16 protein-coding genes are annotated in these 16,179 nt (G+C 41.3%); 3 read left to right on the plus strand and 13 right to left on the minus strand.

The genetic code is table 11. The annotated features are described in order from the left end of the window. Nucleotides 1–146: 146 nt before the first annotated feature. From OIT90_RS09295 to sppA, 13 genes are all read right to left on the minus strand, one after another. Nucleotides 147–830: a metal-dependent hydrolase gene (locus OIT90_RS09295; protein WP_039180583.1), complete on the minus strand. Its 684-nt coding sequence runs from the start codon at nt 828–830 to the stop codon at nt 147–149. Nucleotides 831–895: 65 nt separating this feature from the next. Further along, on the minus strand, nt 896–1,651 hold the full coding sequence (locus OIT90_RS09300) for an SDR family oxidoreductase (RefSeq protein ID WP_039180586.1): 756 nt from the start codon (nt 1,649–1,651) through the stop codon (nt 896–898). Nucleotides 1,652–1,750: 99 nt separating this feature from the next. After that, nucleotides 1,751–2,653 carry an aminoglycoside phosphotransferase family protein gene (locus OIT90_RS09305; RefSeq protein WP_039180588.1) on the minus strand — a complete coding sequence of 301 codons (903 nt, stop codon included), beginning with the start codon at nt 2,651–2,653 and terminating at the stop codon, nt 1,751–1,753. A 120-nt stretch (nt 2,654–2,773) separates the two neighbouring features. Further along, nucleotides 2,774–4,147, minus strand: coding sequence for an argininosuccinate lyase (argH, locus tag OIT90_RS09310; protein WP_151284575.1), 1,374 nt, complete (start codon nt 4,145–4,147; stop codon nt 2,774–2,776). Then, nucleotides 4,144–5,355 carry an argininosuccinate synthase gene (locus tag OIT90_RS09315; protein ID WP_024424806.1) on the minus strand — a complete coding sequence of 404 codons (1,212 nt, stop codon included), beginning with the start codon at nt 5,353–5,355 and terminating at the stop codon, nt 4,144–4,146. Before OIT90_RS09315 ends, argH begins: the two co-directional genes overlap by 4 nt. Before the next feature lie 173 nt (nt 5,356–5,528). Beyond that, on the minus strand, nt 5,529–6,044 hold the full coding sequence (locus OIT90_RS09320; protein WP_039180591.1) for a MogA/MoaB family molybdenum cofactor biosynthesis protein: 516 nt from the start codon (nt 6,042–6,044) through the stop codon (nt 5,529–5,531). Between the two features lie 105 nt (nt 6,045–6,149). Then, nucleotides 6,150–7,334 (minus strand): acetate kinase, encoded by a 1,185-nt coding sequence (locus tag OIT90_RS09325; RefSeq protein ID WP_039180594.1) that lies wholly within the window; start codon nt 7,332–7,334, stop codon nt 6,150–6,152. 229 nt (nt 7,335–7,563) lie between these two features. Next, nucleotides 7,564–8,538 carry a class I SAM-dependent methyltransferase gene (locus OIT90_RS09330; RefSeq protein ID WP_107163235.1) on the minus strand — a complete coding sequence of 325 codons (975 nt, stop codon included), beginning with the start codon at nt 8,536–8,538 and terminating at the stop codon, nt 7,564–7,566. Nucleotides 8,539–8,626: 88 nt separating this feature from the next. Next, entirely contained in the window at nt 8,627–9,127 is a 501-nt protein-coding gene (gene tpx / locus OIT90_RS09335; RefSeq protein ID WP_024424810.1) for a thiol peroxidase, read from the minus strand. A 112-nt stretch (nt 9,128–9,239) separates the two neighbouring features. Further along, nucleotides 9,240–9,692 carry a GerW family sporulation protein gene (ytfJ, locus tag OIT90_RS09340; RefSeq protein WP_024424811.1) on the minus strand — a complete coding sequence of 151 codons (453 nt, stop codon included), beginning with the start codon at nt 9,690–9,692 and terminating at the stop codon, nt 9,240–9,242. Nucleotides 9,693–9,706: 14 nt separating this feature from the next. Continuing rightward, nucleotides 9,707–10,414, minus strand: coding sequence for a DUF2953 domain-containing protein (locus tag OIT90_RS09345; protein WP_474892468.1), 708 nt, complete (start codon nt 10,412–10,414; stop codon nt 9,707–9,709). 99 nt (nt 10,415–10,513) lie between these two features. Further along, nucleotides 10,514–11,038: an RDD family protein gene (locus OIT90_RS09350; protein ID WP_041086612.1), complete on the minus strand. Its 525-nt coding sequence runs from the start codon at nt 11,036–11,038 to the stop codon at nt 10,514–10,516. 14 nt (nt 11,039–11,052) lie between these two features. Further along, complete coding sequence (gene sppA, locus OIT90_RS09355; protein ID WP_059374781.1) at nt 11,053–12,054, minus strand: signal peptide peptidase SppA; 1,002 nt, start codon at nt 12,052–12,054, stop codon at nt 11,053–11,055. 445 nt (nt 12,055–12,499) lie between these two features. Here sppA and OIT90_RS09360 point away from each other — a divergent pair, with 445 nt between their 5' ends. From OIT90_RS09360 to desA, 3 genes are all read left to right on the plus strand, one after another. Beyond that, on the plus strand, nt 12,500–13,303 hold the full coding sequence (locus tag OIT90_RS09360; protein ID WP_024424814.1) for an NAD kinase: 804 nt from the start codon (nt 12,500–12,502) through the stop codon (nt 13,301–13,303). Between the two features lie 118 nt (nt 13,304–13,421). Next, nucleotides 13,422–14,864 carry a DEAD/DEAH box helicase gene (locus tag OIT90_RS09365; RefSeq protein ID WP_330545393.1) on the plus strand — a complete coding sequence of 481 codons (1,443 nt, stop codon included), beginning with the start codon at nt 13,422–13,424 and terminating at the stop codon, nt 14,862–14,864. A gap of 189 nt (nt 14,865–15,053) precedes the next feature. Next, nucleotides 15,054–16,109: a Delta(5) desaturase DesA gene (gene desA, locus OIT90_RS09370; protein ID WP_039180608.1), complete on the plus strand. Its 1,056-nt coding sequence runs from the start codon at nt 15,054–15,056 to the stop codon at nt 16,107–16,109. The last annotated feature ends 70 nt before the right edge of the window (nt 16,110–16,179 follow it).

Genomic DNA, 16,179 nt, shown 5'->3' on the forward strand with positions numbered 1-16,179 from the left:
CCCGTTCACCCTTTTTGTTTTCAGCGTTTTCATCTATGTTTCATTATAAGGGCAGGAGGCTTTTAATAGCAATTTGTCTTTTCTTTCAGCAGATGAAGGTAAACAAAAAAGCCGGCATTTGTGTGCCAGCTTTTTTCGTATGGGGATTAAATCTCGATTGATTCCCCGCTATTTAACACATGACCGACGCCCCCATGCAGGCTGTCTGCAAATGCATGCGGATCCTGTTCAATTGGCGGGAATGTGCTGTAGTGAATCGGAACGACCTGTTTTGCCCGCAGCCATTCTGCTGCAATTCTTGCATCCTCCGGCCCCATCGTGAAGTTATCACCAATTGGAAGGAATGCGAGCTCAATATGATTCAGCTCACCAATCAGTTTCATATCTGAAAAGAGTGCAGTGTCTCCAGCATGATAAATTGTTTTGCCCTCTGCGGTAAATAAAATACCTGATGGCATCCCTGTATACGTAATTGTCTGTGCCTCTTCATCAATGACAGCAGAACCATGGAACGCTTGCGTGAGCTTCACTTTACCAAATTCAAACTCACGGCTGCCTCCAATAGAAAGCGGGTGCGTTTTCACCCCTTGCCAGCTTAAATATGTGGCAAGCTCGAAAGGCGCGACAACAAGTGCATCATTGTTTTTAGCGATTTCAATGGTGTCACCGATGTGATCTCCATGTCCATGTGTCAGTAAAATGACATCTGCTTTCACATCTTGCGGATTGATATCCGTGTGCTTATTTCCATTTAAAAATGGATCAATCCAAATATGGTATCCGTTTGTTTCAATGTGTACGACTGAATGTCCATGATATGTAGCTTTCATGTAGTATATCCACCTTTCAATTTTGATCTCATATCATTTATTCCCTCTATAAAAAGCTGAAAAACTTAATGCCTGTGAATGACGTTAAGACCACCTGTTGCTTCAATAACGGTGCCTGTAATGAGGTCTGAACGGTCATCACATAGAAATGAGATGATACGTCCTATATCCTCTCCAGTACCAGACCTGCCTATTGGCGTTTCTTCGTCTTTGATTTGGCGGGCTTCCTCTATTGTCGATTCTTTCATGTCTCCAACGATTTTGCCTGGACAAACCATATTGGCGGTGATGCCGTTTTCGGCTTCTTCAATCGCAATGGTTTTCGTCAATGACGCAAGGCCCACTTTTGCCGCTCCAAAGGCTGATCTGTGCATCCAGCCTGGCGCATGGTCTGCACCTTGGAAGCCATAAGTGATAATGCGGCCAAAGCTTTGTTTTCTCATCATTGGGATGACCATGCGGAACAAATGGAATACTGCTGATAAGTTGCCTTCTATCATTTGATACCATTCATCTTCAGAGTAATCCGCCAGTTTTTTTCGTTCAAAAATATAAGGACCAGCATTGTTAATCAAGGCATCAATCCGCCCAAATCGCTCTATTGCCAGCTCTACCATGTTTTTTAGATCTTCTTTTTTTGTCACATCACCTTGGACAAATTGAAGCTTATCTTCGTACTGCTGTAATTCTTCTCTCATCTGCCGGACAGCTTCATCATCACTTCGATAATTCACTGTCACAGAATACCCCATATTCAGTAAAGACTCGGTGACTTTCCGGCCAAGTCCTTTAGAACCCGCTGTTATTAATGCGTGTCGCACACAATCTCCTCCTAAAGCAAAGGTTGCAAGTTCACGTGTTTCTTATCTTATCTTTTACTTTACTATAAACCGGCAGCTGGCGCACTTATGAACCCTTTATCAATAGGAGTAAAACAGTATAGGGTGATTCATCCACTTTTTCAGATCCCATGAGCCATGGATATCGAGAAGCAGCGAAACAAAACGATAGCATTCTCTCACCTCTTGAAGCTCGCGAGGAAGCGGACAAATCTCTTCATACCCCAATTGGACATCGCGGGCAGCTTCTTTCGTCAAAAGGTATTCCAATGCAATAAAATCAAACGCAGCTGGTCCATATACGACATATTCTGTATCAACTAAACTCGTTACTTGATCATCTTTTTCAATATATTGAGACGGATCTAAATCAATTAAAATAAGACTGGCTGAATCAGGAGGCTTCAGCTTTCCAATCTTTTGCAACACAATTTCTGTATAACAATGAAATTCAGGCTGATCTGCGTAATAACGCTCTATGAGTTTGGGTACAGCCTTTTTTAACACCGCATGAAATTCTCTCAAATGTTTCTTTTCAGCTCCGTATACTGCCCCAAAAAAGTCAGTTCGATATGAATGAAGATGTGCTAGTTTCCTCCCATAATCCTTATAAAAGTTTGATGAACGTCCATCGAAAGATGTGAAAGGTGTTCCTTCTACTTTCTCCATTACATAAAAATGTCTTCCTGCCTTCTTCACTTTACGAACAACTTCTGGAATCTGAAACGAATTCGTATGAGACAGTTTTTGATTAATTTGATCGATATACTTTTGTATAGTATGAGCATCTACTCCATAGATCATATTGATCCCAGTCACAAATTCACTTTCTTCTCTTGCAGTTTTAGGAGATTTGATCACATATTCCGTTTTATCTTGTAAGGAGATCAGCCACACATCATTGGCCCGTCCGTCATATTGTTCTCCTAACGTTTTCACTGATACGATCGGTTGATGAAACAAAGCCTCAAGCGTTTTCTTCATGATCTGCTGTCACTCCCTCTTCTGCTTGACGCTGGTATGCTTTCATTTTCTCCAATGGTCATCAATCTCCTTTTTTCCATGACAAAAAAACCATCCGTATAAACGAATGGTTTTGATCAGTTATGCCAGACAGGCTTTTGCTTTTTCTAAAGCGAGCTGGATTTGTTTGAATCCAGTTCCGCCTGCACTTGTTCTTTTTTCAACCGCCACATACGGATCAAGAACAGTGTAAATGTCTTGTTCAAAAAGCTCGCTTGCTTCTGTAAAAGTTTCAAAAGGAAGATCACTTAAGTAGATGCCTTTTTGAATACATGTATACACAAGCTTGCCAACGATTTCGTGTGCTTCACGGAATGGCATGCCTTTTTTCGCAAGGTAGTCTGCCACTTCTGTCGCATTTGAGAAATCTTCTTTTGTTGCCTTTTTCATGACATCTTCGTTGACTGTCATCGTTTGAATCATACCTGTGAAGATTTGCAGGCTGCCAGCGATGGTTTTCACTGTATCAAACATGCCTTCTTTATCTTCTTGCAGATCTTTGTTATACGTAAGTGGCAAGCCTTTCATAATCGTGAGAAGCCCCATCAGGTTGCCATACACACGGCCTGTTTTTCCGCGGATTAATTCAGCCATATCGGGGTTTTTCTTCTGCGGCATCATGCTGCTGCCTGTTGCATACGTATCATCGAGTTCAATGAATTTGAATTCTTGCGAGCACCATAAAATGATTTCCTCACAAAAACGTGAGAGGTGCATCATCACAAGACTGCTATTAGACAAAAACTCTAAAATGAAGTCCCGATCACTCACACCATCAAGGCTGTTTTCGTAAATGTGATCAAAGCCAAGCTGCTCTGCAGTATATTCACGATCAATCGGGAATGTCGTTCCTGCTAACGCTCCGCATCCAAGCGGAGATACGTTAATTCGCTTCAATGAATCTTGAAAGCGCGCTTTGTCACGCTCAAGCATCCAAAAATAGGCGAGCATATGATGGGCAAACGAAATAGGCTGTGCACGCTGCAGGTGCGTATATCCTGGGAAAATCGTTTCAACGTGCTGTTCTGCCTTCTCTACAAGCACCGTTTGAAAGGAAGAGATCAGTTCAATGATATGCTCGACTTGGTTATTCAAATATAGGTGCATATCGGTTGCGACCTGATCATTCCGGCTTCTCGCTGTGTGCAATTTGCCGCCAAGCGGACCAATCTCATCAATGAGCATTTTTTCAAGGTTTAAATGAATGTCCTCATAATCTACTGAGAATTCCAGTTCATCCTCCTCTGCCTTTTTCATGAGCGTATTTAGTCCGTCTTTGATGGCAGCGGCCTCCTCATCACCGAGGATACCGCATTTATTCAGCATACTTGCATGAGCAAGGGAGCCGGTCAGATCTTCTTTCACTAATTGTTTGTCGAAATGAATGGACGCGCCAAACTCATCGACCCATTTTTCTGGTGTTTTTTGAAATCGGCCTCCCCAAAGCTTTTTCATGCTTTAACCTGCTCCTTTTTATTCACGATGCTGTTTACTTTTGTCGGTAAGCCCCAAAGGTTAATAAATCCTACAGCTGCATCATGATCAAATTCATCTGCTTTTGTATAAGTTGCGAGATTTTCATCATAAAGTGAATATGGTGATTTACGTCCTTCTACAATGGCATGGCCTTTAAATAGTTTCACACGTACAACACCTGTTACGTTTTGCTGTGTTTCTTGTAAGAATGCATCTAGTGCTTCTTTAAGCGGTGAGAACCATAAGCCGTTGTATATTAATTCAGCCATTTTTTGTTCCACGATTGGTTTAAAGTGTGCGACTTCTTTAACAAGCGTTAAGTCTTCAAGCTCTTTATGTGCTTTAAGAAGTGTGACTGCACCTGGGCACTCGTACACTTCACGAGATTTGATCCCAACAAGACGGTTTTCAACGTGATCGATTCTGCCAACACCATGCTGACCAGCGACTTCATTTAAATGAAGGATAAGATCAGATAATGAATACTGGATACCGTCAATCGCTGTCGGTTTTCCTTTTTCAAACGTGATTTCAATGATTTCTGGTGTGTCAGGTGTTTTTTCAAGTGGATTTGTCAGATCATATGCACCTTCTGGCGGCGCAGCCCAAGGATCTTCTAAAATGCCACATTCGTTACTTCTGCCCCAAAGGTTTTGGTCGATTGAATATGGGCTGTCTAAGTTAATCGGAATTGGAATACCATGTTTTTGTGCATAATCGATTTCCTCATCACGAGACCATTTCCATTCACGCACTGGCGCAAGAACTTCTAGATCTGGATTCAATGCTTTAATGGATACTTCAAAACGAACTTGGTCGTTCCCTTTTCCAGTACATCCATGAGCAACAGCTACTGCATTTTCTTTTTCTGCTACTTCCACTAATTTTTTTGCAATAAGCGGACGGGATAGTGCAGATACTAGTGGGTATTTTCCTTCATACATTGTGTGTGCTTGTAATGCAGTGAGTGCAAACTCTTCAGCAAATTCTTCTTTTGCGTCAATCATGTATGATTGAACCGCTCCGACTTGAAGCGCTTTTTGTTGAACGAATGCCAAGTCTTTTCCTTCACCTACGTCAAGGCAGCAAGCAACAACTTCGTATCCTTGCTCTTGTAACCATTTAACTGCAACAGAGGTATCAAGACCTCCGGAATATGCTAATACAACTTTTTTATTTTGTGACATGATTGAAAAGCTCCTCTCGCTTGTTTTGATTCTGTGAATGTTTTTTGCATAAAAATAAGTTTTAATTTATAAACATGCATTTAGTATGTATACACTGTAACAAGGAAAAATTGTTTTTTCAACCCCTTTATGAAAAAAACTCTGCCAAATTTTCTTGGCAGAGTCATTTTGGGCTATTTTTGATCTTTTTCAAGCTCTCGTAAGACGTGAGGAAGCTCTGGAATCACGAGTTTTGTCATGGCTAAACGAACGGCTCCGGTAGATCCCGGCGTGGCAAAGACAGCCTTTTGATTGACGACCCCTGCCGCTGCCCGGGACAAGATAGCAGCTGAACCTATGTCTTCTGTATAGCTGAGCATGCGGAAGATTTCACCAAAGCCAGGCAGCTCCTTGGAAAAAAGAGGGGTAATCGCTTCAATGGTCACATCCCTTGCAGCAATTCCTGTTCCGCCATTTAACAAGACGGCATCTATTTTCGGTTCGCTTGTTCCTTCCAGCACAGCGTCTTGAATCGATCCAATATCATCTTTTACAATATCGTATGCAAGAACAAGATGTCCCTGTTCTTTGAGCAAATCAATCATCAGGCGCCCGCTTTTATCTGTTTCCTTCGTTCTTGTATCACTGACCGTAATGACCTTCACATAAAGCCTTTCTTTCGCCTCTCGTTTATGTTCTGTCACGCTCATTTTCCGCAACGCTCCCTTTTACTTCATTTTGGACAACATTATAGCATGCAGCTTTTAACAGAAAAAAGCTCTTTTCCTTATTGGAAAAGAGCTTTTCAAAGATGATTACGCTAAACGCATAACGTCTCTTGCAATCATTACTTCTTCGTTTGTTGGGATGACGATCACTTTTACAGGAGAGTGCGGGTAGCTGATGAATGCTTCTTCGCCTCTCATGTTGTTTAGGGAAGGATCCCAGTAAACGCCCATGAATTCTAGACCACGAAGTACACGTGCTCTTACTTCTGAACTGTTTTCACCGATTCCAGCTGTGAAGATGATCGCATCTACACCGTTCATTCTTGCTGCATAAGAACCGATGTATTTATGAATACGGCTCGCAAAAATATCAAGAGCAACTTCTGCACGGTCGTTTCCTTCTTCTGTTGCTTCTTCAATATCACGAAGGTCACTTGACAGACCAGACACACCTAAAAGACCACTCTTCTTATTTAAAGTAGAAAGCACTTCTTCAGCAGTATGTCCTGTTTTTTCCATAATGAATGGAATAAGAGCAGGGTCAATGTTACCTGAACGTGTCCCCATTGCAACACCAGCAAGTGGTGTAAAGCCCATAGATGTATCGATTGATTTTCCGCCTTCAACTGCTGCGATACTCGCACCATTTCCAAGGTGGCAAGAAATCAAACGAAGCTCTTCTAGTGGACGGCCTAATAGCTCTGCTGCACGCTCTGTAACGAACTTGTGGCTTGTCCCGTGGAATCCGTATTTACGAATACCAAAGTTTTTGTAGTAGTCGTACGGAAGGCTGTATAGGTAAGACTGCTCTGGCATAGTTTGGTGGAACGCTGTATCGAACACAGCAATCGCTGGTACGTCAGGCAGAATTTGTTTGAATGCTTTGATTCCTACAACGTTTGCAGGGTTGTGAAGTGGTGCAAGCTCTGAAAGCTGATCAATGTCGTTAATCACTTCATCAGTTAAAAGTACAGAATCGCTGAATTTCTCTCCGCCGTGAACAACACGGTGTCCTACGCCATCAATTTCATTAAAGTCTTTGATGATGTGAAATTCAGTTAGTTTTTCAAGCAGCATTTTGACCGCTACTGCGTGATCTGGAATATCTGTCACTTCTGTTTTCTTTTCTCCATCTACAGAAATCGTGAAGATACTGTTGTCCATTCCGATTCTTTCAACAAGCCCTTTTGTTAAAACGGTTTCTTCTGGCATGTCGAACAATTGGAATTTAAGAGATGAGCTTCCTGCGTTGATTGCAATAATTTTGGACATTACTGTCGCTCCTTTTACTCAGTTGTTATATAAGGTTTCACGTTTTTTCCGGTGCTATATTCAACCTGTTTGACGGGTCTTTTATAGTTTAACGATAAGTCCGAAAAATATCTGACTTTTTCATTTAAACATTGAAAACTTTGCATTTCAAGTGCACCTTCAAACTGTTATCGCTTACATCAATAAGTCATTATTTTCTGAATAGTAAAATAGCCAGAAATAACTCTGGCTATTCTTTCGTTTCTTTTTCTTCTATAAACCACTGGTCTAGTTTTCGCATCACACCGACCATTGCTTCCTTTTGTGAGAAAGATGGAAGATTGGCAAACAGCATTCGTTTTGGTGCTTCCAGCCCTTCTTTTTTCTTTTGCATCACAAATAAGCTTTTGGCGTGTTTTTTATCCTTAAACATGGACACTGGCAGCTGAATTAACGCATTCATATACGCATGGTCTTTAATGAAATCCTTTAATTGTACGCTCTCTTTTCCTTCAAACAAGTCGTTTGGAATGATGAAGAATAAGAAGCCGCCTTCTTTTGTATAGCGGAGGCTTTGTTCAATGAATAGATAATGGGCAAAGGCATGTCCTTCTTTTGCCTTTAATGTAAAGTCTGCTGCACGCTCATCATTTGGATAATAGCCGACTGGCAGGCTGCATACAGTGACATCTGCCGGTGAGATCAGAAGCGGTTCAAGACTATCCTGGTGGAAAAGCTCGACTTCTTTCTCCTCTAAATTCGCCTGGGCCCAAGCAATTTTAATGAGCACATCATCAATTTCAGACGCAAAGCCGCGCTTAGTTTCTGCCGTAAGATTGTTTAAGACCGCAAGCAGTAAGTTTCCTGTTCCCGCTGCTGGATCAAAGACAACAAGCTCTTTTTGACCTTCTAAAAATTTATTCACCAAATAGCTGACAAACAGTCCAATCGTATCTGGCGTCATCTGGCGATTTGGATGAGAAATATCCTTTTGACCTTTCAATACGGCGAGCTGAAACGCTTTACGAATCTGCTCATGATCATAAGAAGCAAAATCTGCTTTCTCTATTAAATCCTTTAATAAACCGTTTCGATCATTTGCTTGGAAAAAGGCTTCTCCTGCTTCTGCCAATGCCTCAATATAGGAAATGCTCTGTTCCTTTTTCAATCGAATAGAAGCTGTATCGAGCAGTTCAAAAATAGTACTTACTTGATCTTTCTGCAATGCTTTTCTCTCCTCGCTTTGTTAAAAGCTATATGTTCTCATTGAAAAGAGCCCCAGGTTGAAGCCGGAGCTCTTGTTGATGCTGCTTTTATAACAGTGATTTTGCAGCTTCAATGGCTTTTTCATAATTTGGGTGATTCGTTGCTTCACTTACGTATTCAGTGTAAACCACTTTTCCGTTAGGGTCTAATACGAAGACTGCGCGCGCCAATAAACGCAATTCTTTCATATACACTCCGAATGCTTCACCAAATGACATATCTCTGTGATCAGATAATGTTTCGACATTTTCAATTCCGTTTGCTCCGCACCAGCGTGCTTGTGCAAATGGAAGGTCTGCACTAATCGTATAAATATTGACAGGACCTAAACCCGCTGCCTCTTCATTGAAACGTCTTGTTTGTGCGTCACACACACCTGTATCAATAGAAGGAATCACTGAGATGATCGTCACTTTTCCTGCTAAATCAGAAAGTGAAACTTCTCCAAGTGAGTTCGTTAAAACCGTAAAATCAGGAGCCTGCTCGCCTACTTTTACTTCATTTCCTACAAGCGTGACAGGACTTCCTTTAAATGTGATCGATGCCAAAACAATTCCTCCCTTTTCAAATGTATGGTTCTATCATAGTAGAGAAAGCAAAAAACTGCAAAGCCTAATCGTCCATTTTGAAAAAAAAGTTAACTGCAGCGCAGCTAACTTTTTAAAGGTCTATGTCATCTAGTTTTCGTTCTTTATGACGGTGCTCCCGCTCATCCTTCTTAAACATGTGCTGAAGACGTTCAATTGCTTGAGGAGCAGAATCCAATATTTTATCGAGCAGATGTGTGTGTTCATCCAAATGAAGCATTCGAACTCCGTTTGTTCCGACAATTAAGAAGGCGATTGGTGTAATCGATACCCCGCCGCCGCTTCCGCCGCCAAATGGGAGTCTCGGTTCTTTTCGTTCTTGATCATCAGAACGCTTTTCCTTCTTTTGGTTCCCGTTAAATTCACTGCCGCCGGCTGCAAATCCAAAACCAACCTTTGACACAGTGAGAATGACACTGCCGTCAGGGGTTTCGACTGGATCGCCGATGATTGTATTCACATCTATCATTTCTTTTAAGTTTTCCATCGCTGTCTTCATGAGACCTTGGATTGGATGATCTGCCATTTTCGGGTTCCTCCTTAAACAGATGATTCATTCTTCGTTGCTTGAAGAGAGGCACTTTTTCTCGCCTTTCTCCCTTTTAACCAATGGACAAGTAAACGAATGGCTGCAAGCATAGCATGTCCAATACGAAAATAAGCTATACATGTAAACTGAGTCTGTGATACGTTGTGCTGAAAGGCCGGAATGACTTCATATACTGGTTTATGCTTAAAGGTGAGATGCTCCTGCATAAAGGCAAGCAGCGCTCCTTTAACTGACCACACACCGCCGGCTGCTACACCTGTTAAAGCGGCGTCATGAAAGCCGATCCATGTCGACCAGTGAAATGAGACAACCCTTATGTGAATGAAGAACTTGCGCATGATCCGGTTTAAATCGACAATCTCTTTTGTGATGCGTTCCATTTGATGAAGGATTTGCTTCATATCACGTTTTCCTACTTTTTTATGCATCGATTCTTTTTCGTGATCAGGGATTTTGGCGCTCTCCATTTTCTTTTCACGAATATCAATCGTTTGGTCTTCTGGATTGACTCTCACCATCGGAATCTCTTTTTTGAGTCTGACCAATCCATATAAGGTGATGACCTTCAGTGCAATATGGTCATTGTCGTTTGTATGCGAATAGTCCAGCGAAATGGTTACTTTCATGAAAATCAATAAGATCACAAGAAACAACAACGCGGCGATCCAAACGTAAAGCACTGTGCTCACTTCCTCCATAACAAATGATGCTTCCCCTACGATTATGGCTCTCATTCTGGATTTTATACCCAATCAACAAAAAAAGAGTTTGACCGGTACGCGGCCAAACTCCTCTGATTATACGTTTGATTCTGTTTTTTCATATAAATGTTCATGGACAACCACCGTATCAGCAAAGTAATCATGAACCCCTTGCTTTTTCGGTGAGAACCCAACGATAGCATAGAGAACAAAGATCGTATTAATGTAACGTCCCACAATCTCTCTAAAGAAAATAACATCCCATGCCAGCTTCTTCTCAGGCTGAAGTGAGACCACTTTAATTCCAAACACCATCTTGCCGAGTGTTTGTTGAAAGATTTTCGTCATGATGGCGAAATAAAGGAGGAATACAATCGTCGTTGTGACGGAAAATGGAGAAAACCATCCCCCTCCTTTGGACCAACCAAACAGACTAAAGATTGGAGAAACCGTCAAATGGTTGACACCCCAGACGACGAGCCAATCAAGAATAAACGCCCAAAATCTAATCCAAAAACCTGCAAACGCCTGTGCTTCAATTGAAGCGCGCTTCACAAAGGCCGGCTTCGATTCTTCCTCTTGGCTGCGGCTTTCGCTTACTTCATCGAATGTAGAATCCATCTATGATCCCTCCTTTATTTTGAATAGAGATACATCGGTTTAGACCCATTTGAGCCAGCCAGTGTTTCTTTTAAATTCAGAAAATCAATTTCGCTTTTAAAGAGCTTGCTTGCACTCATGTTGAAGAGAGAGTTCCAGCCAAAGCTTTGAGAATAGCTGACCACTGTTGCTCCTTTTAAGCCTTTTTCATTTTTCTTCATCGCTTTTAATGCATCTTCATAATACCCAAGCTCATCGACTAATCCGTTCGATTTTGCCTGTGTCCCGTCATATACTCGGCCGTCAGCAATTTTCTTGACTTCCTTTTTTGACATGCCTCGTCCTTCAGAGATCACTTTGACAAATCCTTCGTAAGAGTTATCGACCATGCTTTGCATGATATTACGCTCATCTTTTGTCATATCACGGTTAGGAGACATGATGTCTTTGAACTTCCCGCTCTTAATCGTTTCATATTTAATGCCCAAATTATCTGCCAGCTTTGAATAATTCAAGCTTTGCATAATAACACCAAGTGATCCTGTTAATGTTTCAGGTGAAGCAAAGATTTTCTTCGCTGGAGTTGACACGTAGTAGCCGCCAGAAGCTGCCATTGAGCCCATAGATACGTAAATCGGCTTCTTCGCTTTTTTCACTTCTTCTAATTTTTTATGTATTTCAGCACTTTCATAGACACCGCCACCAGGAGAGTTAACGCGCAGCAGTACGCCTTTTACCGAAGCATCCTCTTTCGCTTTATCTAGTTCCTTGAGGAATGCACGATGATCATACCCTTCTCCGCCTAGTAGGCTCGATGCGCCGCCATTATCTTGAATGGTTCCATTAATCTCAAGAACAGCAATCTTGCCTGCACCGCTGCCATTCTCTAGTACCTTCTCTTCTATTTCATCCCCGAATTGATAGCTCATTTTATTGTCATTGAAGCTATCGAACAAGGCCATCGTGACACTAATCACAATTGAAAATCCGAAAACACCAAGTGCAATAATTAGCGCTACCCATCTTTTCGCATTCATCTTTTTCTCCTCCTTTTTGTCTCACTTCATTCATACGAATGCCCACATGAAATGTTTCACAGGAATTGTGGTTTTTTTACATTTCATGTAGGCATATGATAGCACCTCTCTTAAATAACGATCAACTTTACGTCGTCTACGTAGACAAGCGCATGACGAAAAATTGGCTTTTTTATCCTCTCCCTGCACCTAATTGGCTAGATCTTCACCGCAACGAAACACCTAAACCATTCTTTCATGAGAAAACGGCTATTCAATTATGCTCAGGATTCAGCCATTTTGAATCACTCACATCGACTCATTTCTCATCATGCAAATCTGATCATTAGATGTTCTCTCTAATGTTTTTACTTTCATATGAAAAAAGTGTAAAATGTGAGCAAGGGTTTTCATGTAAGCCCTTTATCATTGGAAATTATTTTTGACAGCAAAGGGGAGAACGTCAATGACAGACAATCGACGCAATGTATTTTTCTTTTACAAAAAAGATCATGAATTGGATGGACACATTTCTTCTCTCGAGAAGCTCGCTACCGATCAAGGCTTTCACGTCGTCAAGCGTGCAGAGGATGCCCATATTATTGCTTCAATTGGTGGGGATGGCACATTTCTTCAAGCAGTCCGTAAAACGAACTTCCGGGATGACTGCTTGTATGTAGGGGTATCAAAATCAGAGAATACGCACCTATACTGCGATTTCTCGTTAGAGCATTTTGATAAAATGATTGATGCCATGAACACTGAACAGCTTGAAGTGAGAAAATATCCGATCATCGATGTAAGCGTTGACAGTACAAATCAGTTCCATTGCTTAAATGAACTGTCGATCCGCTCCAGCATTATTAAAACATTTGTGATCGATGTGTATATAGATGATTTCCACTTTGAAACTTTTAGAGGCGACGGCATGATTATTTCCACTCCGACTGGTTCAACGGCTTACAATAAATCGGTGAGCGGCGCCGTGGTTGATCCGATGCTTCCATGTATGCAAGTCACAGAGCTTGCATCTCTGAATAACAACTCGTACCGTACATTAGGCGCTCCTTTCATTTTAAGCAGTGACCGTAAGCTGACGCTGAAGGTGGTGCAGGATGGAAACGATCATCCAATTATCGGGCTTGATAACGAAGCGCTCGGCACAAAGCACGTCAAACAAATTGACATTGGCCTTTCAGGAAAAGTGATTAAAACGGTGAAATTAAAAGACAACTCTTACTGGGAAAAAGTAAAACGCAGATTCCTTTAATCTTTCAGATTATTGAGGGTTTAAAGCTCCTTTATGGGGCTTTTTTTTATGTCTTTTCATTCACGGTCATGGTTATGGTATGATGTCACAAGTATGAATGTACGAAAAGGAGAACACGATGACATTACAACATTTTGATCAATATCCATTAAGTGATGAATTGAAACAAGCGCTAGAAGCGCTTCACTTCCATACACCTACACCCGTTCAGCACGAGACATTATCTGTTGCTTTTTCAAAGCAGGATTTAATCGTCAAATCTCAGACTGGCAGCGGCAAGACTGCAGCATATGGTCTGCCGATTTGTGAAATGGTTGATTGGGCTGAAAATAAACCTCAAGCTCTTATTCTCGTTCCGACACGAGAACTCGCCATGCAGGTCAAACAAGACCTCACAAGCCTTGGTCGATTCAAACGAATCAAAGCAGCTGCCATTTTTGGAAAAGCCTCTTTTCAAGCGCAGAAAGTAGAGCTTTCACAGAAAAACCATATTGTGTGCGGGACACCAGGCCGCATTTTGGATCACCTTGAGAAAGGCACCCTTTCTTTAGAAAATCTCAAATTTTTCGTGTTAGATGAAGCGGATGAAATGCTGAACATGGGATTTATCGATCAGGTTTCTTCTATTATTCAGTATCTGCCGCCAAAGCGCATGTCGATGCTATTTTCAGCGACAATGTCTGAAGATATGAAGAAATTGAGCGAACAATTTTTACAATCACCGAAAATCATTGAGATCGCACGTGAAGAAACGTCTGTACAGCAAATCACCCATACCGTAATTGAAACAGAAGAGGAATCGAAATTCTCCCTTCTTCAGCGGACGATCGTCATTGAAAATCCAGATAGCTGCATTATTTTCTGTAATACACAGGACCGGGTGAATGAACTCACGATGAAGCTGGATGAATGGGATGTGCCTTGTGACAAAATTCATGGCGGCATGAGACAGGAAGACCGCTTTGATGTGATGGATGAATTTAAAAAAGGTGAATTCCGTTATCTGATCGCAACAGATATAGCAGCCCGGGGAATTGATGTCAGTGATATGACACATGTCATTCATTATGATCTTCCTTATGAAAAAGAGCGCTATATTCACCGAACTGGTAGAACAGGCAGAGCGGGAAAAAGCGGAAAAACGATTGCGTTTATGACAAAGAATGCTAAGCCGCTTATTGATGAATTAAAGCAGGATGCCGGCATAGATTTTCAAACTCAGCCTTATCCAACGAAGGAAGAAGCAGAAAAGCATGTAGAAAGCTTTGAAGAAAAGATTGAAACGCCTGTTCAAAAGGAAAATAAACAGGCAGGCGTTGAGAAGGATATTATGAAGCTTTATTTTAACGGCGGAAAGAAAAAGAAGCTGCGAGCTGTTGATTTCGTTGGGACTATTGCCAAAATAGAAGGCGTTGCATTCGATGACATTGGGATTATTACGATTCAAGACACGAAAACATATGTAGATATTTTAAACGGCAAAGGTCCTCTTGTGCTGAATGCCATGCGCCACACAACCATTAAAGGCAAGCAGTTAAAAGTACATGAAGCACGTTCATAAAAAGTAAAGGCCCAGCGCCTTTACTTTTTTATTGATGACGTAATAATCGCACAAACGTTGATCCCATCAGCCTTTTTGATGACAAACATGACAAATGTCATATTGAATACATGATGGGTGCTACTATGAGCATGACACCTTTCCTTCTATACTTTGAAGTAGAAAGAAACGGAAAGGACTTGAACGTTCATGACGACTTCAACAAACACACAGCAGCAAGCTACTTTAAGAAAACAAGTGGGTCAATTCTCTGGTGCTGATTCGAAAAAAAGTATCATTCAACTCTTTAATACATTCATTCCATTTTTAGGGCTTTGGTTTCTTGCCTATTATAGCCTGAATATCTCCTACCTTTTAACCCTCTTCTTTGCGGTTATTGCAGCTGGGTTTTTAGTACGTGTCTTTATTATTTTTCACGACTGCTGCCACCAATCCTTTTTTAAACAGAAGCCGCTAAATCACCTGTTCGGTTTTTTAACGGGCGTACTCACCCTTTTCCCTTATCTTCAATGGCAACGAGATCATTCAATTCACCATGCCACAAGCAGTAATTTAGACAAACGAGGTACTGGCGACATTTGGCTCCTAACAGTCAAAGAATATCAAGAAGCATCAGCATGGACGAAATTTCGCTACAGATTTTATCGTAACCCGTTTGTGATGTTTATTTTAGGACCGATCTTTGTCTTTCTCTTAAAAAACCGTTTCAACGTCAAAAATGCTCGTAAAAAAGAGCGTTGGAACACGTATTTCACAAACGTGAGCATCATTGCGTTAGCAGCCGTAACATGTCTTCTTTTTGGCTGGCAGGAATTCCTGCTTGTTCAAGGTCCGATCTTCCTAATCTCAGGATCTATCGGTGTATGGTTGTTTTATGTACAGCATACGTTTGAGGACTCTTACTTTGAAGCAGATGAACATTGGAACTATGTGCAGGCAGCTGTAGAAGGCAGTTCTTTTTACAAATTGCCAAAGCTTCTTCAATGGTTAACAGGTAATATCGGTTACCATCATGTTCATCATTTAAGCCCAAGAGTACCGAATTATCATTTAGAGCATGCTCATGAGCAAAGTGAACCGTTGCAAAATGTCCCAACTATTACATTGAAAACAAGTATTGAATCCATGAAATTTAGATTGTGGGATGAAGAAACGAAAGCATTTGTTACCTTCAAAGAGGCAAGGCAATCTAAGAAGATGAACGTCCCTGTTATCAAAGGAGACATTCTGAAGAAAAATGCATAATTGGTTCAAGCTCTTTCTTACACTAGAAGGAGCTTGTTATCATTTACAGGATGCAGCCGCATGTTGAATT

The sequence above is a fragment of the Bacillus sp. ABR genome, from assembly GCF_056172715.1.